Here is a 24,533-nt window from a genome sequence, read left to right on the forward strand (position 1 = left end):
CCTAAAGCAAAATGGTCGAATGTGGACGGAACTTGCGAAATAGAGGGGGAGAATCCCTAACTACTAAGCTCTCATCTCTTTTTTCTGTACCTTTGTCGCGCGGTGGGGTTGTTGTCTCATCGTATGCAGCCGGTCGTGCTGTGGCCCAGATGGTGGAATCGGTAGACACGAGGGACTTAAACTCCCTTGGCCAATTGCGGTCGTGCGGGTTCAAGTCCCGCTCTGGGTACCAGCCTCTCGGTGAGACACATTTGTGAGGGGAACCGTCTGTCTCGCTAGTTTTTAGTATCTTTGTGGAGAACGAAAAGAATTTATCATGGCTGCCAAAGACAAAAAAGTACTCTACATATCCCAAGAGATATACCCTTATCTGCCTGAAAGTGACCTCGCGCATGTCGCTCGTTACCTCCCAGAGCATATACAGAATGCAGGGCATGATGTACGCATCTTTATGCCACGCTACGGACTGGTCAATGAGCGTCGTAATCAGCTCCACGAGGTGATCAGACTATCTGGGATCAACGTCATCGTCGATGACTACGATCACCCACTCGTCATCAAGGTAGCCTCCATACCCTCTACACGTATACAGGTCTACTTCATCGACAATTCAGACCTCTTCGGGCGTAAGAGTCTCTTTGGTCCAGCTTCGGAGGGAGCACCTAGTGACAATGCCGATAGGAGTATCTTCTTCATTCGCGGGGTTTTTGAGGCGATCAAAAACCTTCGCTGGATACCTGACTTGATACACTGTCTGGGGTGGTTCTCAGCCTTGGCGCCTGTCTACCTTAAGACTGCCTACAAGGACGATCCTTACTTCGAGCGTGCTAAGGTGATCTTCTCAGTCGATGGCAACGAGGAGGAGGGTGTGATCGGTGACGATCTGATCAAGAAACTAGAGTTTGATAAGATCACGGGCGATATGCTTGCCCCACTCCAAGGTGAGGTGACGCCCGATGCGCTGCGCCGTATGGCGATCCACTACTCTGACGGAGTGATACTCGGGCAGGAAAAGGTCTCTCCCGAGCTGATCGAGTATCTACGCTCCGAGCCTGACCATAAGGTGCTAGAGTATCCAGGTCCAGCAGCAGAGCATCCCGAGGCTTATGTCGACTTCTACCGTAGTTTCACGGAGTAGAAACTCCACTTCTGACATATAGCGCAAAGCTCCCAGTGACACTCGTCGTTGCTGGGAGCTTTGTTGCATTTGATCGTTTCATCATAGAAGAAGTATGCGTTGGCACTTTCGTACCTAAAAAAGGCTAGTATCAGCGAAATAAGTCGTACCTTTGTGCCGTCCATGTGGCTGTATGGAATCAGATAACAGTGGAGGTGTCGTGGCAGTCGCTAGTACCCCCTATTTCTAGCGCTTGCTGACTTGTATCACTTGCTGTAAGAGATGCCGGAGAGCCTCGTGGTATACGAAAGTTTTTATGTAGGGGTCTATTGCTAGGAAGGTCTCGCTCAATCACCCTCTCAAGGAGTTGGGCCCTACGCCTTTTATTCATCCTAATTATGACAGACAAACCGAACAAAAGAATTATCGAAGAGGTAGTCGTACGCTTCTCAGGCGACTCGGGCGATGGTATGCAGCTCACGGGTTCCATCTTCTCTGATATGTCAGCGATGTATGGTAACTCGGTCTCGACCTTTCCCGATTATCCAGCTGAGATCCGTGCTCCTCAAGGTACACTGGGCGGCGTATCGGGCTTTCAAGTACGTATAGGACATGATCAGGTCCATACGCCTGGAGACTATGCCGACGTACTGGTGGCAATGAATGCCGCAGCCCTCAAGGTCAATGTGAAAAACCTGCGTCACGACTCTATCGTCATCATCGATAGTGACTCTTGCGGAGAGAAGGATCTTAAGAAAGCTCTCTACCAGACAGATGATCCTATCAAGGAGCTGGGACTCAATCCCGATAGAGTGCTCGCATGCCCTATCAGTACGATGGTGCAGGAGGTACTCAAGGATATAGATATGGATGCCAGAGGCAGACTGAGATGCAAGAATATGTTTGCCCTAGGCATCGTATCGTGGCTCTTTGACAGACCCCTCGAGCAGGCTGAGCACTTCATCAGCAAGAAGTTTGCTAAGAAGGAGATCATCCGTCAGGCCAACATAGCAGCCCTCCACGGAGGCTACTCCTACGCGGCTAATACACACGCCTCTGTAGGCACCCCCTTTGTCATCGAGGGAGCTCCGCAGGAGGCTGGCGTATATCTAGATGTAACGGGCAATAAAGCTACCGCTTTTGGACTCATAGCTGGTGCTGAGCGTGCTGGACTCAAGCTCTTCCTAGGATCTTATCCTATTACTCCCGCCACAGACATCTTACACTTCCTCGCTAAGTACAAGTCTCTCGACGTGATCACGATGCAGGCTGAGGATGAGATAGCAGGTATCTGTACCGCCATCGGAGCTTCCTACGCTGGTCGCCTAGGTGTCACCTCTACTTCAGGTCCTGGTGTGGCGCTCAAGAGTGAGGCACTCAACCTCGCCGTCATCGCTGAGCTACCACTCGTACTCGTAGACGTACAGCGAGGTGGTCCCTCGACAGGTATGCCTACGAAGTCAGAGCAGACCGATCTCCTACAGGCTATGTATGGGCGCAATGGTGAGTCGCCGATGGTAGTGATCGCTCCTACCTCTCCCTCTAAGTGCTTTGATGCTGCTTACTATGCAGCCAAGATAGCCGTAGAGCACATGACGCCTGTCGTACTGCTCTCAGATGCTTATCTGGGTAATGGTTCGGTTGCATGGCGTATCCCTGACTACGAGCAGTATCCCGAGATCAAGCCTCACTACGTAGATCAGTACAAGGGTGAGGAGCCTTGGCTCCCCTATATGCGTGACCCTGAGACTCTCGTACGCTACTGGTCTGTACCAGGAGCTGGCTCACTGCCTTACCGCACGGGTGGTCTAGAGAAAGACAATAAGACTGGCGCTATCAGCACAGATGGTCCTAACCACGAGTTGATGGTCCTACAGCGTCACAACAAGATACAGCACATTGCAGAGGTGATCCCACCGCTCACCGTAGAGGGTGATGTAGAGGATGCTGAGCTGCTCATCGTCGGGTGGGGTAGTACTTACGGACACCTGAGCGATGCTTGCCGCACATTACAGAAGAAGGGGCATAAGGTAGCACACACGCAGTTTACCTTTATCAATCCTATGCCTAAGAACACAGAGGAGATCCTACGTCGCTACCCACGTGTTGTCGTCGCTGAGCAGAACCTCGGTCAGATGGCCATGCTCCTACGCAACAAGGTCTCTGATGCTAATATTTATCAGTACAATCAAGTGCAGGGACAACCCCTCAAGGTGGGCAACCTCGTCACTGCCTTCGAAGAGATACTCGCTGAGCAACTATAAAAGACCACAACTGCTATGATTGAAACAAATAGTAATCTAGAGAAGGGCACACTACGCTTTGCCCCCAAGGATTTCAAAAATGCATCACCCGTCAAGTGGTGTCCAGGTTGTGGCGACCACGGTGTCCTAGCGGCTGTCCATAAGGCGATGGCTGAGCTAGACATAGCACCCGATGAGACGGTCGTCGTCTCAGGTATCGGCTGCTCCTCGCGACTACCTTATTATATGAGTACTTTCGGCTTCCACACCGTACATGGTCGTGGCGCTGCCGTCGCTACGGGCGTCAAGGTGGCTCGTCCTGACCTCACCGTATGGCTTATGTCCGGTGATGGCGATAGCCTCGCTATCGGTGGTAACCACTTCATCCATGCCGTACGACGCAATGTAGATATCAATGAGGTCCTCTTCAACAACCGCATCTACGGACTGACCAAGGGGCAGTACTCACCTACATCGCCTCGTGGACTCGTCACCAAGAGCTCTCCTTACGGTACTGTCGAGGATCCCTTCGAGCCAGCAGAGCTAGTCATGGGTGCTCGTGGTAACTTCTTCGCGCGCTCGCTCGACGTCGATCAGCCTACACTCACCGCTTGTTTGATCGCTGGCGCTAAGCACAAGGGCTTTGCAGTCACAGAGGTCTTGGTGAACTGTATGATCTTCAACAATGGAGCACACGCCGCTATTAGCGATCGTGCTGTCCGTGCCGACAAGACGATCGTCCTGCAGCATGGCGAGAAGATGCTCTTCGGTGAGGACAAGCAGCGTGGTCTCGTCCTGGATGGCTTCAAGCTACGTGCTGTGACAATCGGTGAGGATGGCTACACGCTCGATGATGTGCTGACGCACGACGCACACGAGCCAAATCCCTTCCTACATATGATGCTTGCCGCCATGAACGGTGCTGACGGGCTCCCCGTCGCTATGGGCGTCATACGAGATGTCGAGGGACCGACCTACGACTGGGCTGTCCATGATCAGATCGATCAGCAAAAGGCAAAGAACAAGGTGCGCACACTCCGTGAGCTACTCATGACGGAGGATACTTGGGAGATCAAGTAAAGCGCGCCTCTAAGCCTACTTCATCACCTGTGTAAGGTGACAAAAATAGCGAGGGAGACTCAGCAGTGAGTCTCCCTCACTGTTTTTTTTTGCTGTTTGCTGTTGGCTAGAGCAATCGGAACTATCTGAATGATCGGACTTCTAATCTCTAATCTCTAACTTCTAATCTCTAACCTCTCCATCCTCTAATCTCTAATTTCGTACCTTTGTGCTATAATAGAGAGAACTGTATGGATTACAATCACCACGACATAGAGCAGTCGGCTCAGCGCATCTGGCAAGATGCCGATATTTATCGGGTAGAGATAGACCGAGATAAGCCTTCGTACTACGTACTAGACATGTTTCCCTATCCCTCGGGTGCGGGGCTACATGTGGGGCACCCGCTAGGCTACATTGCCTCCGACATCTATGCGCGCTATAAGCGACTACAAGGGTACAACGTCCTGCACCCGATGGGGTACGATGCCTTCGGTCTGCCAGCTGAGCAGTACGCTATTCAGACGAATCGTCACCCTGAGGAGACAACGCGGGTCAACATCGCCCGCTATCGTGAGCAGCTAGACAACATTGGCTTTGGCTTCGACTGGAGCCGTCAGGTGGTGACCTGCGATCCGGAGTACTACAAGTGGACGCAGTGGACCTTCGTACAGCTTTTCCACCATTACTACGACACGGCGACAGACCGTGCCGAGTCTATCGACAAGTTGGTCAAGCATCTCGAGGCGCATGGCACAGAGGGCTGTACCGCTTACAGTAGTACGCCACTGGAGCTAACGGCTGAGGAGTGGCGAGCCGCTAGCGAAGCGGAGCAGTCCGAGTGGCTGATGCACTACCGCTTGGCCTTCCTCGGGGAGAGTGTGGTCAACTGGTGTCCTGAGCTCGGTACCGTCCTCGCTAATGATGAGGTGAGTGACGGCGTGAGTGAGCGTGGTGGCTATCCTGTGGTGCAGCGCAAGATGAAGCAGTGGAGCCTCCGTGTCTCTGCTTATGCGGAGCGTCTGCTAGCAGGTCTGGATCAGCTCGACTGGAGCGATGCCCTCAAGGAGATGCAGCGCAACTGGATCGGTAAGTCGGTCGGTGCGTCGGTCACCTTCAAGGCTAGTACCGCCCATGGTGAGCTCCCTATCGAGATCTTTACGACCCGCCCCGATACGCTCTACGGAGTCACCTTCATGGTGTTAGCGCCCGAGAGTAGTCTAGTTGCTGAGCTAACTACAGAGGAGCAGCGTGCGGCTGTCGAGGCGTACTTAGATCGTACGAAGCGCCGCACGGAGCGTGAGCGTCAGGCGGATCACTCGGTGACGGGTGTCTTCACCGGCTCCTATGCACAGCACCCGCTCACGGGTGAGCAGATCCCGATCTGGATCAGCGACTATGTGCTGGCGGGCTATGGCACGGGCGCTATCATGGCAGTGCCAGCGCACGACTCGAGAGACTTTGCTTTCGCACGGCACTTTGACCTGCCAATACGTCAGGTCGTTTTGCCAAAAGGTGGCGAAGCTTCCGACCCGTCCACTTGGAGCGAAAGCCTCGACAGCAAAGAGGGCGAGCTAATCAATTCGCCTCTGCTCGATGGCAAGCCAGTCGCCGAAGCGATCGACTACATGTGTCACTACCTCGATGAGCGTGGGCTAGGCAAGAAGCGGATCAACTACCGTCTGCGTGACGCTATCTTCAGTCGTCAGCGCTACTGGGGTGAGCCGATACCTATATATTATAAGGAGGGTGTGCCACACACGTTGCCACTCGACAAGCTCCCCTTGACGCTCCCTGAGGTGGACAAGTATCTCCCCACGGAGAGTGGCGAGCCCCCGCTAGGACGTGCTAAGCATTGGTGTACCGAGGAGGGCTATCCCTACGAACTCTGCACGATGCCAGGCTTTGCTGGGAGTAGCGCCTACTACCTACGCTATATGGATCCGCAGGATAAGTCCGCTTTGGTCTCCCCCGAAGCTAATAGCTACTGGCGACAGGTGGATCTCTACATTGGCGGTACGGAGCATGCTACGGGTCACTTGATCTATAGTCGCTTCTGGAATAAGTTCCTCTACGACCTCGGAGTCGTCTGTGAGGATGAGCCATTTAAGCGACTGGTCAATCAAGGGATGATCCAGGGACGCTCTAACTACGTCTACCGCATCAAGGGTACGAATCAGTTTGTCACCTACTCGCAGCGCGAGCAGTACGATGTGACGCAGATGCACGTAGACATACACTTAGTGCAAAACGACATACTCGATCAGGAGGCATTCCGCCAGTGGCGTGACGACCTGCACGACGCCACCTTCATTACCGAGGCGGACGGCAGCTATCTCTGTGGCTTTGCTGTGGAGAAGATGAGTAAGTCGATGTTTAACGTGATCAATCCTGACGAAATCATCGAGCAGTATGGTGCTGATACGCTCAGGATGTACGAGATGTTTCTCGGGCCTCTGGAGCAGAGCAAGCCGTGGGATACGAATGGCATCGACGGGGTGTACCGCTTCCTCAAGCGTGTCTGGTCGCTCTACCACGATGGCGAGGGGCAGCTCACGGTCTCAGCCAGTGCTCAGGCAAGCCGTGAGGAGCTACGCACGATCCATAAGTTGATTCAGAAGATCACGCAAGACATCGAGCGCCTCTCCTTCAATACCTCCGTCTCAGCCTTTATGATTGCTGTGGGAGAGCTACAGAAGGCGCAGACCACGTCGCTAGAGGTGCTCCGCCCCTTGGTAATCCTGCTCTCGCCCTTTGCGCCACATATCGCTGAGATGCTGTGGCAGGAGATGCGCTCCGTATGCAGTAGTGAGACGCTCTCGTCCGAGAGCATTGTGACGGCCGCATGGCCACAGTGTGACGAGTCGCTCATCGCTGAGGACTCGGTACGCTATCCCGTTAGTTTCAATGGTAAGGTACGCTTTAACCTAGAGCTCCCCGCGGGTCTCTCCAAGGAGCAGATCCAGGAGCAGGTGCTGGCGCATGCCGACACGATCAAGTGGATCGACGGCAAGCCCCTCAAGAAGGTGATCGTCGTGCCGGGTCGCATTGTCAACATCGTATTGTGATCACCCAGTCTTCTAGTCTGGCGGTATAGGTGCAGGCTATGGAAGACACTTCCACTTCTTTACAAAATCAATAATATACTATGACTCAAGCTTTAGCAGCTCCCAATAGTAAGCAAGCGAAAGCGTGGTACTTCGTCCACGACTTCTTCTTTATCGTACTAGGTGTCTGTCTCTATGTCCTCGGCTGGGCCGGCTTCATCCTCTCACAGGAGATCGCCACGGGCGGACTGGCCGGTGTTACGACCATCATACAGATCGCTACAAGTATCCCCGCCTTTATCCCGTACAACATCATCAACGTCGGGCTACTGCTCGTCTCGATCATCTTCTTAGGGTGGCGCTACTCCGTTAAGACGCTCATCGGGGTTATCTTGATGGGTATAGCGATTCCAATCGGTCAAGCGCTCTTTGGAGATCCAAATACGGAGGTGTACCACAACCTGAGTCACTGGCTCACGGACAACATCCCTAACGTGGGTCCTCTGCTCAGAGAAGAGCGCTTTATGGCGGTGATCATCGGTGGTATCCTATGCGGTAGTGGACTCTTTCTCGTCTTCCACGTGAATGGTAGTACAGGCGGTACGGATGTCATCGTCTCTATCTTCAACAAGTACACGACGCTCTCCCTAGGACGTGCGATGATCCTGATCGATGCGACGATCGTGATCACCTCTTACTTTGTCAATGTATATGTATCGGGCAAAGACCCACAGCTTGGTGCCGAGCTACTCACCTTCTCCATCGTAGAGGTAGTCTTCTGCGCTATGACGCTCGACTACTGGACCAATAGCAATAAGCACTCTATACAGCTCTTTATCTTTAGCAAGAAGTACAAAGAGATCAACGAGGCGATCACTCAGCGCCTGCACCGTGGCTGTACACTCGTGCATGCGGACGGAGGCTACTCGCAGGAGGAGATGCGCATCCTCATGGTAGTCACTCGCAAGGCTCAGCTACAGAGCATCAATCGTATCATCAAGGAGATCGATCCCGATGCGTTCGTCTCCGAGGGTACCGTACACGGGGTCTACGGCCGAGGCTTTGACAATCTGAAGTAAGGTCCACGTCGAGGCGACATGCTCGCTACGAGCCGACACAACAAAGCACTACTCGCTCTACTATGCTGTATGCTGGTAGGGGGAGTGGTGCTTTACTTATATAGCCCCGAGAGCCTGCAGATACCGCGCTGCCCCTTCCTGCAGCTCACGGGGTGGCAATGTCCTGGCTGTGGCTCGCTGCGGGGCATTCACGCACTGCTACATGGCGACTTAGGACGGGTGCTGCAGCTCAACGTGATGCTCATACCGGCGTTGCTCTACCTAGCCCTCCTCGTGCTGCTGGAGCTGACTCGTCCCCAGAGTATGCGAGCCGAGAGGCTCTACCATCGCTTCTCAGGGCGTACCGCTAGTTGGATCATTTTTGCCCTCATCATCGTATGGGGTGTAGGGCGTAACTTCCTTTAAGACTGCTCTAGATACTGATGCGACTCTTTACGCTCTTCACGCTCGCTCTCTTACTCCTCCTATCACCCTATAGCAGGACGCTGGCTCAGAGCAGTTCGTCAGACACGCTGGCGCCTTCACCTGATCCCCTCAGCGTGCTACTCCCTGGGGGAATCTTCGCAGCCTATCCGCTACATCATAGTGATGTCGCTATCCGTACGACTCGCCACTCCCTCCTAGGTGCTCGCTGGCGCAATCCGTATGACGACCACATGCAGTTTGCCTCCTATGGGCTACAACTAGCTATGCGCTGTGGCGGTGCCACGGGGCGCTCCCGCACATGGGGCGAGATGCTGACAGCCGATGGAATAGCCGCCCTAGGGACCGCTGCCATCGTACTCTCTGTCAAAAAAGGGGTGCATCGCATGCGACCTGATGGCTCGACGGCCAATAGCTTTCCGTCGGGACACACAGCGACAGCCTTCCTGGGTGCCGAGCTCTTTAATCTAGAGTATGGTGCCGACTACCCACTGCTCGCTCGCCTGCAGTATATCTTCGCCACTTCTGTCGCTTTCGGACGTATGGCCAATAACCGCCACTGGTACTCTGATGTCCTTTGGGGTGGACTCATAGGGGTCTCGATGGCTCATGTGGGGTACCTCGTGAGTGATCTCATCTTCGGCCGCTACATACCAGCTGTCAGCCCAGAGATACCAGACAACTACTTCTACCTATCACTCCTCTGTAGTCGTCATCTATCGGGAGGCTTTGGCTGTATTGGTGCGCAGATCGGGTGGCAGACGTCCTCTCTCAACTATGCGGCAGAGGTCTCTCTACGACCCGACAAGGAGCACCCCACACTCCATGGCGATCTTCTTGTGGGGATGCCGCTCTACCAGTGGCGATACTTAGAGCTGCGGCATAGCTATGGCATCGGTATCGGCTATGACAAGGCTACGAGAGAGCATAGCTATACCCATCTGCAGGCCGGTCTAGAGGCACACCCTAGACTACACTATCTCGATAAGCTGGGACTCTTCCTCAGGCTCCACTGCGAGCCTTATCGTCAGAGCTACTTGACACTAGGGGTCTTGTTACGTCATCGAGGCTGGTGACCTGGTTGGGGAGAGGTAACGCCAAAGCATCAAGCGATCAGAACACAGTATAAACGAATATCCACGTGGAGAATTTCAAATCCCCACGTGGATATTTTTTATTCTCCACGTGGAGGCGAAACGATTCCTCCGAAGTTTCATTTGATTCCTCCGAAGAATTTTTTCTCGCCCACGTGGATATTTTTTATTTTCCACGTGGGGATTTGAAAATTTCCACGTGGATATTCGAGAAAGGATGGGATCGGACGAATTTCCCCGTAAAGATATGTAAATAGGGATTAGAGGTTAGAGATTAGAAATTAGGGATCGGAGAGCATCGGAAGGATCGAAGAGTTCGGAGGGGGAGAGGTTAGAGGCTAGAGATTAGAGGGCAGGGGTGACACATTATTATATATAGTGCACTCATCTATGCCTCGCTGGTCCTTATGTGTAGCTCCTGACACTGGAATGTGCGCCGCGAAAAAAACTAGGCTATAAAACTCCCCATGAAGTTTTTTCCTACATTTGTAACCATGTTGCACTTGACACTGGAATGTGCGGAAAAATAAATGCATATGAATAATTTGGTTTTTAAGTTTTTCTTGCTGACTACAATGGTGATTACACATAGTATGACCACCTTTGCACAACAAAAATCTATAGAAATGCAACAAGTATCTGGCTCCGTATTGATGGCGACCAATCGCAGCCCAGTACCCTTTGCCAACGTCCACGCCATCACTCAGCGAGGTGAGCAGCTCGACACGCTCAGCCAGGTGAGCGACCACATTGGCCGCTTCATCTTCACCTTAGAGGAGGGGCGCGAGTACCGCTTCGTAGCCACCTTTATCGGGATGGAGTGCCAAGAGGTAACGATACTTCCCGAAGAGTACGGCACCGATCGGCCCGTAGTGATCCTGATGCAGGAGAGCACTACTGAGCTGGACGAAGTGCGGGTCGTAGCCGCCCGTCCACTCTTCAAGGTGGATATAGACCGCATAGCCTATAGCGTCAAGGACGACCCCTCGGCTCAGAGCTCTACCCTCCTCGATATGCTGCGCAAGGTGCCACTCGTGACCGTTGATGGGCAAGACAATATACAGGTCAAGGGTTCCTCATCCTTCAAAATCTATATGAACGGCAAGCCATCCAAGATGATGGATCAAGACCCCTCCACCGTGCTACGCTCCATCCCCGCCTCTCTGGTGCAGAACATCGAGGTGATCACCGATCCCGGCGTGAAGTACGATGCTGAGGGAGTAGGTGCCATCCTGAACATTGTGACCGAGAGCAAGGAAGAGATGGAGGGACTGGCAGGCTCTGTGACTGTAGGCACCCACTACACCAACAAGAAGGTAGGCGGCAATGGTAGCCTATCCTTGACTGGCAAGAAGGGGAAGTTTGGCTTCAGCGGCTCGTACAACTTCAACTACATGCCCCACACCACGCAGACCGTCCTAACCACCCGCACCTCCGACGTTGCGCTCAGCCATTCCGATGCCAGTACTGGCAACAACGCCAAGGTACACATGGGCAACCTATCCGCCTCGTACGACATTTCGCCCCGCGACCTCCTCTCGGCGAACCTCTCCCTGATGCGGGTCAACAGCCTATCCCTCTCCAAAGTTACCAGCCACGACTACGCTCCGCAGGACCTTACTATGGCTGCCCCCATCAGCACCACCACGTACGACTCCTCCACCAAGTCGCTCTACAGCACCATCGAGACCTCGGTGGACTACCAGCACTCCACCGATCTGCAGGGCGAGCTGCTCACCCTCTCCTACCGCTATGCTGGCAACCCCACAGAGGCTGATGAGCTAATGAGCATAAACTATCTCATACCCACTGAGCGACTACTCCAGCAACAAACTATCAACCGAGGCAACCTCCACGAACATACTGGACAAATCGACTACGTACGCCCCTTCGGGCAGATGCACACCCTCGAGACTGGTGTGAAGTACATCGCCCGCCTTGGCAATACAGATCCCACCTACCTATTTCGTGTAGGAAGTGAAGGCGAATGGAACTCAGGAGGAGCCTTCGACCAGAAGATTGCCTCAGCTGGAGCGATGCGATACCGTCAGCAGGTCATCGGAGCCTATGCCTCTTATGCTCTTCATGTTGGAGTCTTTGGCTTCAAGACGGGTGTGCGTGGGGAGTATGGACTAAACAATATCTATTACCCAAACAATCCATCGGACAACTTCAAGAACCAGTTCCTCGACTGGGTGCCAGAGGTCAATCTCTCGTACAACTTCTCACCAACGCAACAGATCGGCTTCGCATATCGCTTTAATGTAGCACGTCCCAATATCATGCAACTTAATCCGACACGCAATCAAGGAAGTCCCTATGAGATCCAGTACGGGAATCCCAACTTGGAGAATGAGCATCGCCACTCGGGCACACTTTCCTTCAGCACCTTTAGCAATCGATTCATGCTACAAGCTTCGCTCATCGGTCAACTATGCAACAATGCTATAGGCGTCTACAACTTCGCAGACCCCTCGAATCCTAAACTGATCCACTTCACTTGGGGCAATATCGGGCGCAACTGGAGCACCATCCTCACACTCTACAGTTCCTACATGCCTACCCTCTGGCTACGCATCATGGGAGGAGGGATGTATGGCTATCACTCCTTCGAGTCCTTTGGCAAGATCAACAGCACTGCGAACATCTATGCATGGAAGAATGGAGGCTGGGGCGGCCAGTTGTGGTTTCAGGCTATGTTCACACTCCCCAAGAGTTGGTCTGCCACCCTCTCAGGAGGCTACGTACAGCAAGGTGTAGCACTCAATATGGACAACTACAACCTCTGGTGGAACAACGTCAACATCAGCAAGAAATTCCTCAAGGATCTCCTCACCGTAGGTGCCTACGTGCAGAACCCCTTCACGCCTGTAATGAGACTAAACATACATGGGCATGGACCAGGCAATAACGTGACAACTATAGTCTCTCGCAGTAACTTCAGCGTCGGCATCAACCTAACCTACAACTTCGGTCAGATGAAACAGAACGTTTCGAAGGCTCGCCACACAATCGTCAATGACGACCTCAGTACAGGAAGCAACAACACGAATGGTCAAGGTGGCGGAATTACGGAAAGTGTTAAGTAAAGCTCAAAAGGAAGTAAAGACTTGCTACGACGTATATATGAAGCTTCGGAAGGATGACAACCGCACCCATTTCCTCGATGAACTCCGAGAGAAACTCAATAAGAGTATAGTGGAGAGTGACCTGAAAGGTGGCAAGTTCAAAAAGCGGTAAATCAAAAGGGAGATATTCCGGTATTTCGGAATACCTCCCTTCATTCTTTCTTTGATAAGTACTTCCAACTTCTTGGCTATATCATCGGATGTTGAAAGCAGTTCCTTATTACCCTAAACACTGCCCACAAACAGAAAAAAGGAGCAGTAAAACTTCAATGATAACAAAGAAGAGTTTAAGTTAAATCAAAGAAACTGTGCATGTTAGCAATTCAATTATAGATAACTGCGTACTTATGTTGCTGACCTGGAATGTGCGAAGTTAGTCGTATGCGTTGTTAATCTGATTCTGTGTATCTTTGCGCAACCATAGGAGTGTATCGTCAGGACGATGTACCCTCCCATTTGCATAGCTCCCGAGTAGGGGGCTGACCTTCTATTTCTAACTACACGTATGGATAGTCTGCGAGCTTTTCTCAACGAACTCTTCGTCATACCATCGGTGCCTCAATCGATTATTGTGATCTCACTGGTCTCTCTGGTGGGGTTGCTCTTAGCTCGCATCCGTATAGCCCGTATCTCCCTGGGGGTGACCTTCGTCTTCTTCGTTGGCATCCTGCTCTCCTACTGGGGTATCACGCTAGAGGCGAGGACGCTAGACTTTGGGATGAACTTTGGGTTGATCCTCTTTATCTATGCGCTGGGTCTTCAGGTGGGTCCTGCTTTCTTTCCCTCACTCAAGAAGGGTGGCATACGGGACAATCTCGACTCGCTCCTCATCGTGGTGGTCGACCTGGCGCTCGTCGTGGCCCTCTTCTTCGTCTCGGAGCTGCCCATCAGCCAGTGGGTCGGCATCATGTCGGGTGCTACGACCAATACGCCGGCGCTAGCTGCGGCGCAGAGTAGTCTGCCGAGTGTCGGTACCGAGGGGCAGAGCATGCTGGCAGAGATGGCACTGGCGTGTGCGATCACCTACCCCTTTGGTGTGGTGGGGGTCATACTAGCGCTCTATGTACTAGCCCCCTTAGCAAAGAAACGTGCCAAGGGACAGTCCGACGAGGAGGAGCGCGCAGCCTTCTTTAGCGAGTACGAGGTGATGAATATGGGGGTCGTCGGCAAGACGATCTCGGAGGTCTCACGGATCGCAGGGACGCCCTTTGTGATTAGTCGTATATGGCGTGATGGCAAGGCTATGTCTCCCGACTCCTCGACGCAGCTACAGGAGGGAGATCGCTTGCTAATCGTGTCAGACGAGCGAGAGGTGCCTAGGCTAGAGCTATTCTTCGGTAAGAAGATGGCGAGGGACTGGAACCGCTCTGACATTGATTGGGATAGTGTGGACCAGAGTCTCGTCTCTAGGCGACTCGTCCTCACACGCAAGGAGTACAACGGTGTGCGTCTCAGCGCCTTACACCTGCGCAATGACTACAGGGTCAATGTGACACGTATCGATCGTGCAGGCATCGAGCTGCTTACCTCACCCGACTTGCACCTGCAGCTGGGAGACCGTATGACCGTGGTGGGCACCAAGGAGGCTACCGATGCGGTCGCGGCAAAAATCGGCAACGAGATCAAGGACTTGGACGCTCCCAACCTGCTGGGGCTTTTCATTGGTCTCTTCATCAGCGTTTTCGTCGGTATGATACCTTTCTATATCCCTGGTGTGAGCATGCCTATACGTCTGGGGCTAGCTGGTGGCGGTATCATCATCGGTATCCTTATGGGAGCCTTCGGCCCTCGTATGCATGTGACTACTTACATCACCAATAGTGCTAGTCTACTGGTACGACAGCTGGGACTGATCCTCTACCTTGGCTGTCTGGGGCTCTCGTCGGGCGCAGGCTTCTTTGATATCCTCTTTAGTACTCAAGGGTTGGTATGGCTCGGCTATGGCGCCTTGCTGACGGTGCTACCTATCCTGCTGGTCGGCTGGTATATGCTACGACGCAAGCGGGGGGACTACGCTACTATGTGCGGGGTGGTGTGTGGTAGCATGGCGAACCCGATGGCTCTGGAGGTGGTCGGCGATAGACTCAAAGGGAGCAGGCACACGGTCGCCTATGCTACGGTTTATCCGCTCGGTATGTTCGTCCGTATCATCACCGCACAGCTACTCATCTTACTCTTTGTATAGCTTATGACAGATACTATAGATACCGCTGAGGCACTCTCTCCTGATCGCCACAAAGGTGAGACGGGGCTCTTGCGTACGGAGCATCTGGTGAAGCGTTACCGCAGTCGTACCGTGGTCAACGATGTCTCTATCGAGCTACGCCAAGGGGAGATCGTCGGACTGCTAGGCCCTAATGGTGCGGGCAAGACAACCACTTTCTATATGACGGTGGGGCTGGTCGTACCTAATGGGGGCAAGATATACCTCAATGAGCAGGACATAACGAAGCTCCCTGTCTATCAGCGTGCCCGCCTCGGAATCGGTTATCTAGCGCAGGAGGCGTCGGTCTTTAGAAAGCTTTCGGTAGAGGACAATATCAAGGCGGTGCTAGAGATGACGCCGCTCACACCAGACCAGCAGCGCGAGCGTCTGGAAATGCTGATAGAGGAGTTCGGCCTTCATAAGGTACGCACCAACCAGGGCAACAGGCTCTCGGGGGGTGAGCGTAGGCGTGTCGAGATAGCTCGCTGTCTCGCCATCGATCCCAAGTTTATCATGCTCGATGAGCCCTTTGCTGGTGTCGACCCGATCGCTGTGCAGGACATACAGTCTATCGTGGCTAAGCTCAAGCAGCGCAACATAGGCATCCTGATCACCGATCACAATGTCAATGAGACGCTCAGTATCACCGATCGTGCCTATCTGCTCTTCGAGGGCAAGGTACTCTTTCAGGGTACTGCCGAGCAGCTCGCCGAGAACGCTCTCGTGCGTGAGAAGTACCTCGGACGCGACTTCGTCTTGCGTCGCAAGAGCTTCGCTGATCTCTAGTCTTTGGCACTATTGTTGTGGTGACAATAGGCACGGGTGACGCTCTATTAAAATAGAAATAGTTATCTTTGCGGGTAGCAACACGGTCGACTAGCTTCTATCGGATAGGAGAGAGTCCTCATTGCTGCACCTTTGCGTAATCAATTCACACAACACACACATATACGATATGGCAAATAAAAGAGAACGGCTCTTTGGGGACTTCCCCCCCGTAAGCAAAGAGCAGTGGCTGGAGAAAGTCACAGTCGATCTCAAGGGTGCCTCCTTTGACAAGCGGCTCGTATGGCGTACGCCTGAAGGCTTTAACCTACAGCCTATGTACAGACGCGAAGACATTGCTCAATATGCCTCACGTCTAGCACTACCTGGTGAATACCCCTACGTGCGATCGACGAAGCTAAACAATGAGTGGCTCGTACGCCAAGACATTAAGGTTAAGGATCCCGCCGAGGCAAATGCTAAGGCTCTAGATATACTCAATAAGGGAGTCACTTCCCTAGGGTTCAACATCTCTAAGACGATACTCTCTGCCGAGACCCTAGAGACACTCCTCAAGGGAATAGACCTGACGGCTGTAGAGATCAATCTCTCGACCTGCATCTCGCGTACGGTCGAGCTGGCTGAGCTCTTTGCCGCCTACGTGCAGAAGCATCAGATCGATGGCGCAGCCGTAAGAGGTGCTATCGAGTACAACCCCTTCAAGCGAGAGCTCATGAAGGGTGTCGTCGACGACAAGCGCTACGACACGCTAGAGCAGCTCTACAACATTGCTAAGCCTATCCCACAGATGCGCCTTTACATCGTAGAGGCCTCGATGCTGAGCAATGCTGGTGCGGGCATCGTCAAGGAGCTCGCCTATGCACTCGCATGGGGGGCGGAGGTGCTCGACCAGATGGTGGCTCGTGGTCACAAGGTCGAGGAGATCGCTCGGAGGATCAAGTTCCACTTTGGCATTAGCTCGAGCTACTTCATGGAGATGGCCAAGTTCCGTGCTGCACGCTGGCTATGGGCCGAGATTATCGGGGCACATGGTGACCAGTACAAGGGCGATGTGGCTAAGATTTGTCAGCATGCAACCACCTCGCAGTGGAATATGACCATCTATGACGCTTATGTCAACCTGCTCCGCTCACAGACGGAGACCATGTCGGCAGCGCTGGGTGGTGTCGACTCGATCACGGTCCTACCTTTCAACATTGCTTACGAGGAGAGCACCGACTTCTCCGAGCGTATCGCACGCAATCAGCAGCTCCTCCTGAGCGAGGAGAGTCACTTCGACAAGGTTGTCGACCCCGCTGCTGGTTCTTACTACATAGAGACGCTAACCAATGTGATTGCCGAGCAAGCTTGGCAGCTCTTTGGTGAGATTAGCGCTAGCGAGGGTGGCTTCGAAAGCTTTGTCACCACGGGCGCACTACAGCGTGATCTCCAGGAGACCAATACGGAGCGTCACGCAGCGGTCGCCAAGCGCAAGGAGACCCTACTGGGTACCAACGAATTCCCGAACTTTACGGAGACCGCTCACGAGAAGCTCGCAACGCCCGCTGTCATCACGACTGGCTGCGGTTGCACTGCTGGAGAGCAGCAGGAGGGTCTACAGCCCCTCAACTTCGACCGTGGCGCCAATCAGTTTGAGACGCTACGCTTGACGACGGAGCGTGGCAAGCAGCCTGTCGTCTTCATGCTGACGATCGGCAATCTAGCGATGAGACTCGCTCGCTCACAGTTCTCGGGCAACTTCTTCGGTTGTGCTGGCTACAAGCTCATCGACAACCTCGGCTTTGAGACAGTCCAAGAGGGTATTGACGCAGCCGTCGCTGCTAAGGCAGACATCGTGGTGCTCTGCTCTAGCGACGATGAGTATGAGACTTACGCTCCTGAGGCGTTCCGTCTACTCGACGGCAGAGCGCAGTTTGTCGTAGCGGGCAATCCCGCCTGCACGGAGCAGCTGCAAGCTCTCGGCATCGAGCACTTTATCCATGTCCGTAGTAACGTGTTGGAGACGCTGCAGCACTTCAACGAGCTCTTTGGACTAGCGTAGTAACCCTCTAAGTAACACACACAAATGACAAAGCCATTATATAAAGAGATTGACCTGAGTCACTCTCAGTTTGGACGCACCGATGCCGCTAAGTGGGGCAAGGAGCATGCTCTAGAGGCGAACTGGACTACGCCAGAGCAGATCAAAGTCAAGCCAGTCTACACGGCTGACGATATAGAGGAGCTAGAGCACCTCGACTACGTGTCAGGTCTGCCTCCATTCCTCCGTGGTCCGTATAGCTTGATGTACCCGTTCCGTCCGTGGACGATACGTCAGTACGCTGGCTTCTCGACGGCTGAAGAGAGTAACGCCTTCTACCGTCGTAACCTTGCGAGTGGTCAGAAGGGACTATCAGTTGCTTTCGACCTCCCGACACACCGTGGTTACGATGCTGACCACCCACGTGTCGTGGGCGATGTGGGTAAGGCGGGCGTCTCTATCTGCTCGCTGGAGGATATGAAGGTACTCTTCGACGGTATCCCCCTAGCCAAGATGTCTGTCTCCATGACGATGAATGGAGCCGTACTGCCGATCCTCGCTTTCTACATCAATGCAGGACTAGAGCAGGGTGCTAAGCTCGAGGAGATGGCTGGTACCATTCAGAACGATATCCTCAAAGAGTTCATGGTGCGCAACACCTACATCTATCCGCCTGAATTCTCGATGAAGATCATCGCCGACATCTTTGAGTACACCTCGCAGAAGATGCCTAAGTTCAACTCTATCTCCATCTCCGGCTACCACATGCAGGAGGCTGGAGCTACGGCCGACATCGAGATCGCCTTTACCATCGCCGACGGTATCGAGTACCTTCGCGCTGGTATCAACGCAGGCATCCCCGTGGATAAGTTTGCGCCACGTCTCTCCTTCTTCTGGGGTATCGGTGTCAATCACTTTATGGAGATCGCTAAGATGCGTGCCGCACGTATGCTATGGGCTAAGGTGGTCAAGAGCTTTGGCGCTGAGAATCCTAAGTCGCTCATGCTCCGTACGCACTGCCAGACCTCTGGTTGGTCACTCACCGAGCAGGATCCCTACAACAACGTCGGGCGTACCTGTATCGAAGCTATGGCAGCAGCTCTCGGTCACACGCAGTCGCTACACACCAATGCGCTTGATGAGGCGATCGCCTTGCCGACCGACTTCTCAGCTCGTATCGCTCGTAATACGCAGATCTATATCCAGAAGGAGACGCAGGTCTGTCGCTCTATCGATCCATGGGGTGGCTCCTATTATATAGAGACCCTCACGGACGAGATCGCTCACAGAGCTTGGGAGCATATCCAGGAGGTGGAGAAGATCGGTGGTATGGCTAAGGCTATCGAGACTGGCCTCCCCAAGATGCGTATCGAGGAGGCAGCCGCACGTACGCAGGCTCGTATCGACTCCAACCAGCAGGTGATCATCGGTATCAATAAGTACCGCCTAGAGCACGAGGATCCGATCGAGATCCTAGAGATCGACAACACCTCTGTACGTCAGAGCCAGGTAGCTCGTCTAGAGGATCTACGTGCTCATCGTGATGAGCAGGCTGTACAAGCAGCTCTCAAGGAGATCACCGAGTGTGTACGCACCAAGCAGGGCAACCTTCTCGAGCTAGCCGTCAAGGCAGCAGGTCTACGTGCTTCGCTAGGCGAAATATCCGACGCTTGCGAAGAGGTCGTAGGACGATATAGTGCAGTAATTAGAACGATCAGTGGCGTGTATTCAAAAGAATCAGGACATGACAAGCAGCTGGAGTATGCTAAGCAGCTTGCTGCGGAGTTTGCACAGCGTGAGGGGCGTCAGCCTCGTATTATGATTGCCAAGATGGGACAAGACGGTCACGACCGTGGTGCTAAGGTAGTAGCCACTGGCTATGCCGACTGCGGCTTTGATGTCGATATGGGTCCTCTCTTCCAGACCCCTGAGGAGAGTGCTCGTCAGGCTGTCGAGAACGACGTCAACATCCTAGGCGTCAGCTCACTGGCAGCAGGACACAAGACGCTTATCCCGCAGGTCATCGAGGAGCTACGCAAGCTCGGACGTCCTGACATCATCGTCACCGCTGGCGGTGTCATCCCAGCGCAAGACTACGACTTCCTCTACAAGGCAGGCGTCGCAGCTATCTTCGGCCCAGGTACACCTGTCGCCTACTCAGCTGCTAAGTGTCTCGAGATACTTCTCGGCAAGGAAGCATAATACGGCGACAAGATAGTCACCATACGAGACTAATGCATCGTCACTAGTCTCCTCATCAATCGAGTAGGAGGTAAACACTAATCATAGGCGTTTACCTCCTACTTCCTTTTTATTCCTAATCCTCAACACAGACTTTTTCAAACAAACAGACTTTGTCAAACAAAATATCGATTTTGCAAACTGCTGTTCCAAAGGAACATTGTACCTTTGCGCCAAGAGATGCATAAAAGAAACGTTCTCATTCTCATGCGTTCACGCATTCATCCCAATAATATATTGTTACTGCTCGTTGGCATGCTCTTCGTCGTAGTGGCCACGACGAGTTGTGGCCGCTCCCCTCTAGAGGGGAGTGATGAGGAGTTGACACTCCTCATCAGGTTTTCGCCTATACACCCCTTTCGAACTATAGAAGATCGCGCCCAGCAGGACGCCTACGAGGTAGGCGCTTACAACCCCATCACACTTTTCTTCTACAATGCTGCGGGCGACCCCACCGAGCCTTATCGTGTTGAACTTAAGAGCGCCGAAGATCTTGCTAAGGCAATGGGCGCTGGCTATGAGATCAAGGTGCGCCAAGCCGTCAGCCAAGTCTCTGCCGTCGCTGGGCGTAGCGGTGTCCTGAATCCTACAGCACTAGATGGCATCACCATCGATCAGCTGCAGGAACTAGGTGGGGCTGATGATGCAACCAAAAGCTTCCTACACAGCGTCCCTTACGTAGCTCCAAAGACACCCGTAAAGGCTCTCTCATCAAACAAGCTCACCGTAGAGCTTAAGCCAGTGCCCAACGTAGCACGACTAGAGATCTCTGGTAATATAACTATACCCACAGAGTCACAACAAACGATCGCTGACGAGATCGTTGCCCAGAGGATGAAGACCTATCCTGGTGAAGGCTACTCGTACGTAGCTAGCCCTTGCGAACTCCCGATACGTTATATAACGGACTTCACCATACGAGGCATCTACATCAATAATTATAAGAAGACGCCCAATGCCGCCAACAAGGATCGTGACTCCTTAACTGCTGACAAATATGATCTGATCCATAAAGTTTGGACAGGGCACAATGCTGCGATGCACACCTTCTTTGTTGCTACAAACCCCTACGCTAGCCAGATTGCCGCTGGCAAGGTAGACGCTTATCAGATCTACCCAGGCTCTGCTACAGATCCCGAGGCGCTAGATCATATCATTGTGGAGGTCGAGTACAAGCTACACACCCGTGTCGGTTACTTCGACGCAATGGTTTACAATAAGGATAAAGGCGACTACGTCTACGCTTGTTCTCGTGTAGAGACAAAGCCCGACCAAAAGCTCAGACGCTTCATCACCATACGCAAGTTTCTCGTCACCGAGAGCGGCACCGACCAGTCGCTCGTAGCCTTTGACCCAGGTAAGATATATCGTATCGACCTCAACTACCTCTCTCCGCTCTTCTCGATGAATACCAAGCCTGGTGTTACAACGATAGACGAGAGTGCCATAATCATCCCACGCCGGGAGCGTACCGACGAGCGTCCCGAGGAAGCCTCCGCAGCGGTACACGTAGACGTCTCCGGCTGGACACATATTAATATAGACACCGAACTAGAGTAAACAAAGAACCAAACGAAACGAAGAACGAAATGTAGGGGCGGACCTGCGTGTCCGCCCATATGGCAAACAACGCTCTGACGAGAACGGGCGGACACATAGGTCCGCCCCTACAAATCGCTCCTTCTCCCACCACACTAGACAAATCATCAAACAGAATATTCACTTTAATCAACTAATCAAACTTTATGAAGTACATGAAGATGGCCGCCATCGCCCTGATGGCACTAGCGCTCTTCTCTTGTAAGAACAAGAGCAATGAGCCAAGCGCTGAGGCTTCTGCCCTCAGTCTCCGTATCAACGACTCTCAGCTTCGCGCTATTGAGGGTGAAGTCGCTGGCGGTACAGAGACGAACATCACTGAGAATGTGACGATCAAGCTCTTCCCTAGCGGTCGTGAGATTAATCTTACTCCTACGCAGATTGAGGAGGCTAAGAATCTTACTAAGGGAACGAGAATCACCGTTGGTGAGGTTGTTAAGCAGGTCTCTATCGTCAAGGCTAACGCTGAGATTACTAACGATACTGAGATTACTGCATGGCAGGGCAAGGCTGATAAGTTCACTACGGAGATACCTCTAACAGCTCCTGAGACAACTGTAACTCCAGGTGTAGAGGGTAAGAACACCGTTTACACCGTAGAGCTACAGCCTGTACCTGCTTTCTCACGTGTTGAGGTCGCTGGTGACATCGAGGCTGGAAACTCTGGCAAATTCCCAGAGAATGCTTCTGGTAAGTCTGCTTACAAGTCTATCAAGGTAGAGCAGGTTTACATCAACAACTACCTCCCCACTCGCGCTGGTGATCGTGTTTACTGCGCTGGTAAGGATGGTAAGTTCGAGACAGATCCTCATGCAAATATGTGTGATGTAATCGCAGACCAGGCTTCATTCAAGGCTAAGAGCAAGGTCGCTGGTTACCAGCTCTTCCCTATCAAGAAGGGTGAGGCTGCTGGCGACAAGTTCTATGACCACATCATCCTCCGACTCACGGTAGAGTATAACACAGATGTTGCTAAGGGTTATCCTGCAACTGCACAGACTCGCTATGTCACGATGGTTAAGTTCCAAGATACGGATAATAGCAAGATCACAAGCTTTGAGGCTGGTAAGATCTACAAGCTTGATCTTCAGGAGCTAACCAAGGACTTCACAACTGATGACGAAGGCAACCCAACTGGTCCTGATACTCCAGATCCTGAGCAGGAAGGACAGCACATCCTCGTTGTCAAGGTTAAGTCTTGGACGTGGACGGCTGTCAACATCAAGCCTGACGTCAACGGTGGTTACAAGAAGTAATCACGCCTAAGGCGGAGACTTAACGTACGTCTCCAAGCATAGTATCGCGGCGTGGCTCTCGCTCCACAGCGGGCGGAGCCACGCTAGCGACACTACCTTCACTACTCACTACCTTCACTAGAAGCACTAGAGATTCACAAGAGACGAGACCCACTAGAGAAGCTCTAATCTCTAACTTCTATTCATCCCAGCTCCGCTACCTCCAATGGCAAAGAAAGTACTACTACTTCCCCTCACGGTGCTACTCATGGCGCTACTCTCCTCATGCGTTTATGAGGATCTGAGCAAGTGTCCCGAGCCACGACTGCGCTTCGTCTACAATGCAGACGGCAGCGAAAACGTCGTACCCAACTATATACGGGATGGACAGCTATACATATATGATGAGTCTGGAGCGGTATGCTATACGCAGCGACTCACACGTCGAGACCTAGCCGAGGGGATTCAGCTGCCCGTCTTGACATTCGCTCAGTACCGAGTTATCGCTTGGGGCAACGTCTCCGACCACTCGCAGATAGCTCACTCCGACAGACTCGCGGAGGCAGACATCACAGCCTTGCCTGACGACAAAGGCATCTACCGAGGCACCGACTCACTCTACCGTGCTGAGCTTTTGCTCGACCTGCGCAACACACTGCAAGGCGAGTACACCGTACCCTTCTCATCGGCTCATATAGGGCTAGATGTAGTCATCAAGGGTTATGACACATTCCACCCCGGTGCAGGGGCGCCACAGGTAGAGATCCTATCGGGCGGTACGCACTACACCTTCGTCGAGCACCCCGCTGGCATACCTTTGCCCGATGCTCACAAACCATTCGTCCCCTATATGGGGCACTCCGAGCGTGACGACATGTATCGCGCACGCTTCGACCTCTTCCGCTTCACCGATGCCGAGGCGCCCGTGCTGCGACTCACCGACAGCCAGACCGGCAAAGAGATACGACGCATTGCACTCACCGACTACCTCAAGAGCCAAGGCATCTCCTTCGACAAGCTTCAAGAGGCCAACCTCCCCCTACTGATTACCTTCACAGGCGCACTAGATATAACGATTAACCCATTCGTATGGGGTAGCATCAACATCCGTCCTGACAAATATAAATAGAGAAATTAGAGATTAGAAGTTAGAGATTAGAGAGACGAGTAACCCTTTGTCCGTTGCATCAAAGCAAAACGAGTAACCCTTTGTAGGGGCGGACCTATGTGTCCGCCCGTCCCCGTTGAAGCACTGT

At 52.9% G+C, this 24,533-nt stretch carries 15 protein-coding genes, 1 tRNA gene and 1 pseudogene; all 17 read left to right on the top strand.

Features of this window, described 5'->3' with window-relative positions:
- The first annotated feature begins 143 nt into the window (after window positions 1-143).
- The 17 genes and pseudogenes from PORAS_RS02495 to PORAS_RS02575 all read left to right on the top strand — a co-directional run bounded on the left by PORAS_RS02495 (window position 144) and on the right by PORAS_RS02575 (window position 24,406).
- Window positions 144-232, top strand: a tRNA-Leu gene (locus PORAS_RS02495).
- Window positions 233-316: 84 nt separating this feature from the next.
- Complete coding sequence (locus tag PORAS_RS02500) at window positions 317-1,138, top strand: glycogen/starch synthase (RefSeq protein WP_013760064.1); 822 nt, start codon at window positions 317-319, stop codon at window positions 1,136-1,138.
- Between the two features lie 377 nt (window positions 1,139-1,515).
- The gene (locus PORAS_RS02505; RefSeq protein WP_013760066.1) at window positions 1,516-3,381 is read left to right on the top strand and encodes a 2-oxoacid:acceptor oxidoreductase subunit alpha; all 1,866 of its coding nucleotides are present in this window, start codon (window positions 1,516-1,518) and stop codon (window positions 3,379-3,381) included.
- A gap of 15 nt (window positions 3,382-3,396) precedes the next feature.
- A complete protein-coding gene (locus tag PORAS_RS02510; RefSeq protein ID WP_013760067.1) occupies window positions 3,397-4,440 on the top strand; it encodes a 2-oxoacid:ferredoxin oxidoreductase subunit beta in 1,044 nt (347 codons plus the stop codon).
- Between the two features lie 230 nt (window positions 4,441-4,670).
- Window positions 4,671-7,487: a leucine--tRNA ligase gene (leuS, locus tag PORAS_RS02515; protein WP_013760068.1), complete on the top strand. Its 2,817-nt coding sequence runs from the start codon at window positions 4,671-4,673 to the stop codon at window positions 7,485-7,487.
- Window positions 7,488-7,567: 80 nt separating this feature from the next.
- Complete coding sequence (locus tag PORAS_RS02520; protein ID WP_004330658.1) at window positions 7,568-8,545, top strand: YitT family protein; 978 nt, start codon at window positions 7,568-7,570, stop codon at window positions 8,543-8,545.
- A 69-nt stretch (window positions 8,546-8,614) separates the two neighbouring features.
- Window positions 8,615-8,950: a DUF2752 domain-containing protein gene (locus tag PORAS_RS02525; RefSeq protein ID WP_245528046.1), complete on the top strand. Its 336-nt coding sequence runs from the start codon at window positions 8,615-8,617 to the stop codon at window positions 8,948-8,950.
- A gap of 17 nt (window positions 8,951-8,967) precedes the next feature.
- The gene (locus PORAS_RS02530) at window positions 8,968-10,044 is read left to right on the top strand and encodes a phosphatase PAP2 family protein (RefSeq protein WP_013760070.1); all 1,077 of its coding nucleotides are present in this window, start codon (window positions 8,968-8,970) and stop codon (window positions 10,042-10,044) included.
- A gap of 644 nt (window positions 10,045-10,688) precedes the next feature.
- Window positions 10,689-13,151: an outer membrane beta-barrel family protein gene (locus PORAS_RS02535; RefSeq protein WP_245528047.1), complete on the top strand. Its 2,463-nt coding sequence runs from the start codon at window positions 10,689-10,691 to the stop codon at window positions 13,149-13,151.
- Window positions 13,117-13,302 (top strand): annotated as a pseudogene (locus PORAS_RS09065) (RteC domain-containing protein); the annotation flags it as partial. The gene PORAS_RS02535 and the pseudogene PORAS_RS09065, both read left to right, overlap by 35 nt.
- Window positions 13,303-13,695: 393 nt before the next feature.
- Window positions 13,696-15,375, top strand: a complete 1,680-nt coding sequence (locus PORAS_RS02545; RefSeq protein WP_013760073.1) for a putative transporter — start codon at window positions 13,696-13,698, stop codon at window positions 15,373-15,375.
- 3 nt (window positions 15,376-15,378) lie between these two features.
- On the top strand, window positions 15,379-16,182 hold the full coding sequence (lptB, locus tag PORAS_RS02550; protein WP_004330687.1) for an LPS export ABC transporter ATP-binding protein: 804 nt from the start codon (window positions 15,379-15,381) through the stop codon (window positions 16,180-16,182).
- Between the two features lie 169 nt (window positions 16,183-16,351).
- A complete protein-coding gene (gene mutA / locus PORAS_RS02555; protein WP_013760074.1) occupies window positions 16,352-18,223 on the top strand; it encodes a methylmalonyl-CoA mutase small subunit in 1,872 nt (623 codons plus the stop codon).
- A 24-nt stretch (window positions 18,224-18,247) separates the two neighbouring features.
- Entirely contained in the window at window positions 18,248-20,404 is a 2,157-nt protein-coding gene (gene scpA / locus PORAS_RS02560; RefSeq protein ID WP_004330652.1) for a methylmalonyl-CoA mutase, read from the top strand.
- Between the two features lie 246 nt (window positions 20,405-20,650).
- On the top strand, window positions 20,651-22,003 hold the full coding sequence (locus PORAS_RS02565) for a hypothetical protein (RefSeq protein WP_013760075.1): 1,353 nt from the start codon (window positions 20,651-20,653) through the stop codon (window positions 22,001-22,003).
- Between the two features lie 185 nt (window positions 22,004-22,188).
- Entirely contained in the window at window positions 22,189-23,298 is a 1,110-nt protein-coding gene (locus tag PORAS_RS02570) for a hypothetical protein (RefSeq protein ID WP_013760076.1), read from the top strand.
- Window positions 23,299-23,503: 205 nt separating this feature from the next.
- Window positions 23,504-24,406: a FimB/Mfa2 family fimbrial subunit gene (locus tag PORAS_RS02575; protein ID WP_013760077.1), complete on the top strand. Its 903-nt coding sequence runs from the start codon at window positions 23,504-23,506 to the stop codon at window positions 24,404-24,406.
- Window positions 24,407-24,533 lie beyond the last annotated feature (127 nt).

The organism is Porphyromonas asaccharolytica DSM 20707 (genome assembly GCF_000212375.1).
Classification (GTDB): Bacteria; Bacteroidota; Bacteroidia; order Bacteroidales; family Porphyromonadaceae; genus Porphyromonas; species Porphyromonas asaccharolytica.

Excerpts from the sequence above, each read along its gene's own strand:
- PORAS_RS02500 (WP_013760064.1), top strand. The coding sequence starts at position 317 with ATGGCTGCCAAAGACAAAAAAGTACTCTACATATCCCAAGAGATATAC.
- PORAS_RS02505 (WP_013760066.1), top strand. The coding sequence starts at position 1,516 with ATGACAGACAAACCGAACAAAAGAATTATCGAAGAGGTAGTCGTACGC.
- PORAS_RS02510 (WP_013760067.1), top strand. The coding sequence starts at position 3,397 with ATGATTGAAACAAATAGTAATCTAGAGAAGGGCACACTACGCTTTGCC.
- leuS (WP_013760068.1), top strand. The coding sequence starts at position 4,671 with ATGGATTACAATCACCACGACATAGAGCAGTCGGCTCAGCGCATCTGG.
- PORAS_RS02520 (WP_004330658.1), top strand. The coding sequence starts at position 7,568 with ATGACTCAAGCTTTAGCAGCTCCCAATAGTAAGCAAGCGAAAGCGTGG.
- PORAS_RS02525 (WP_245528046.1), top strand. The coding sequence starts at position 8,615 with ATGCTGGTAGGGGGAGTGGTGCTTTACTTATATAGCCCCGAGAGCCTG.
- PORAS_RS02530 (WP_013760070.1), top strand. The coding sequence starts at position 8,968 with ATGCGACTCTTTACGCTCTTCACGCTCGCTCTCTTACTCCTCCTATCA.
- PORAS_RS02535 (WP_245528047.1), top strand. The coding sequence starts at position 10,689 with ATGCAACAAGTATCTGGCTCCGTATTGATGGCGACCAATCGCAGCCCA.
- PORAS_RS02545 (WP_013760073.1), top strand. The coding sequence starts at position 13,696 with ATGGATAGTCTGCGAGCTTTTCTCAACGAACTCTTCGTCATACCATCG.
- lptB (WP_004330687.1), top strand. The coding sequence starts at position 15,379 with ATGACAGATACTATAGATACCGCTGAGGCACTCTCTCCTGATCGCCAC.
- mutA (WP_013760074.1), top strand. The coding sequence starts at position 16,352 with ATGGCAAATAAAAGAGAACGGCTCTTTGGGGACTTCCCCCCCGTAAGC.
- scpA (WP_004330652.1), top strand. The coding sequence starts at position 18,248 with ATGACAAAGCCATTATATAAAGAGATTGACCTGAGTCACTCTCAGTTT.
- PORAS_RS02565 (WP_013760075.1), top strand. The coding sequence starts at position 20,651 with ATGCGTTCACGCATTCATCCCAATAATATATTGTTACTGCTCGTTGGC.
- PORAS_RS02570 (WP_013760076.1), top strand. The coding sequence starts at position 22,189 with ATGAAGTACATGAAGATGGCCGCCATCGCCCTGATGGCACTAGCGCTC.
- PORAS_RS02575 (WP_013760077.1), top strand. The coding sequence starts at position 23,504 with ATGGCAAAGAAAGTACTACTACTTCCCCTCACGGTGCTACTCATGGCG.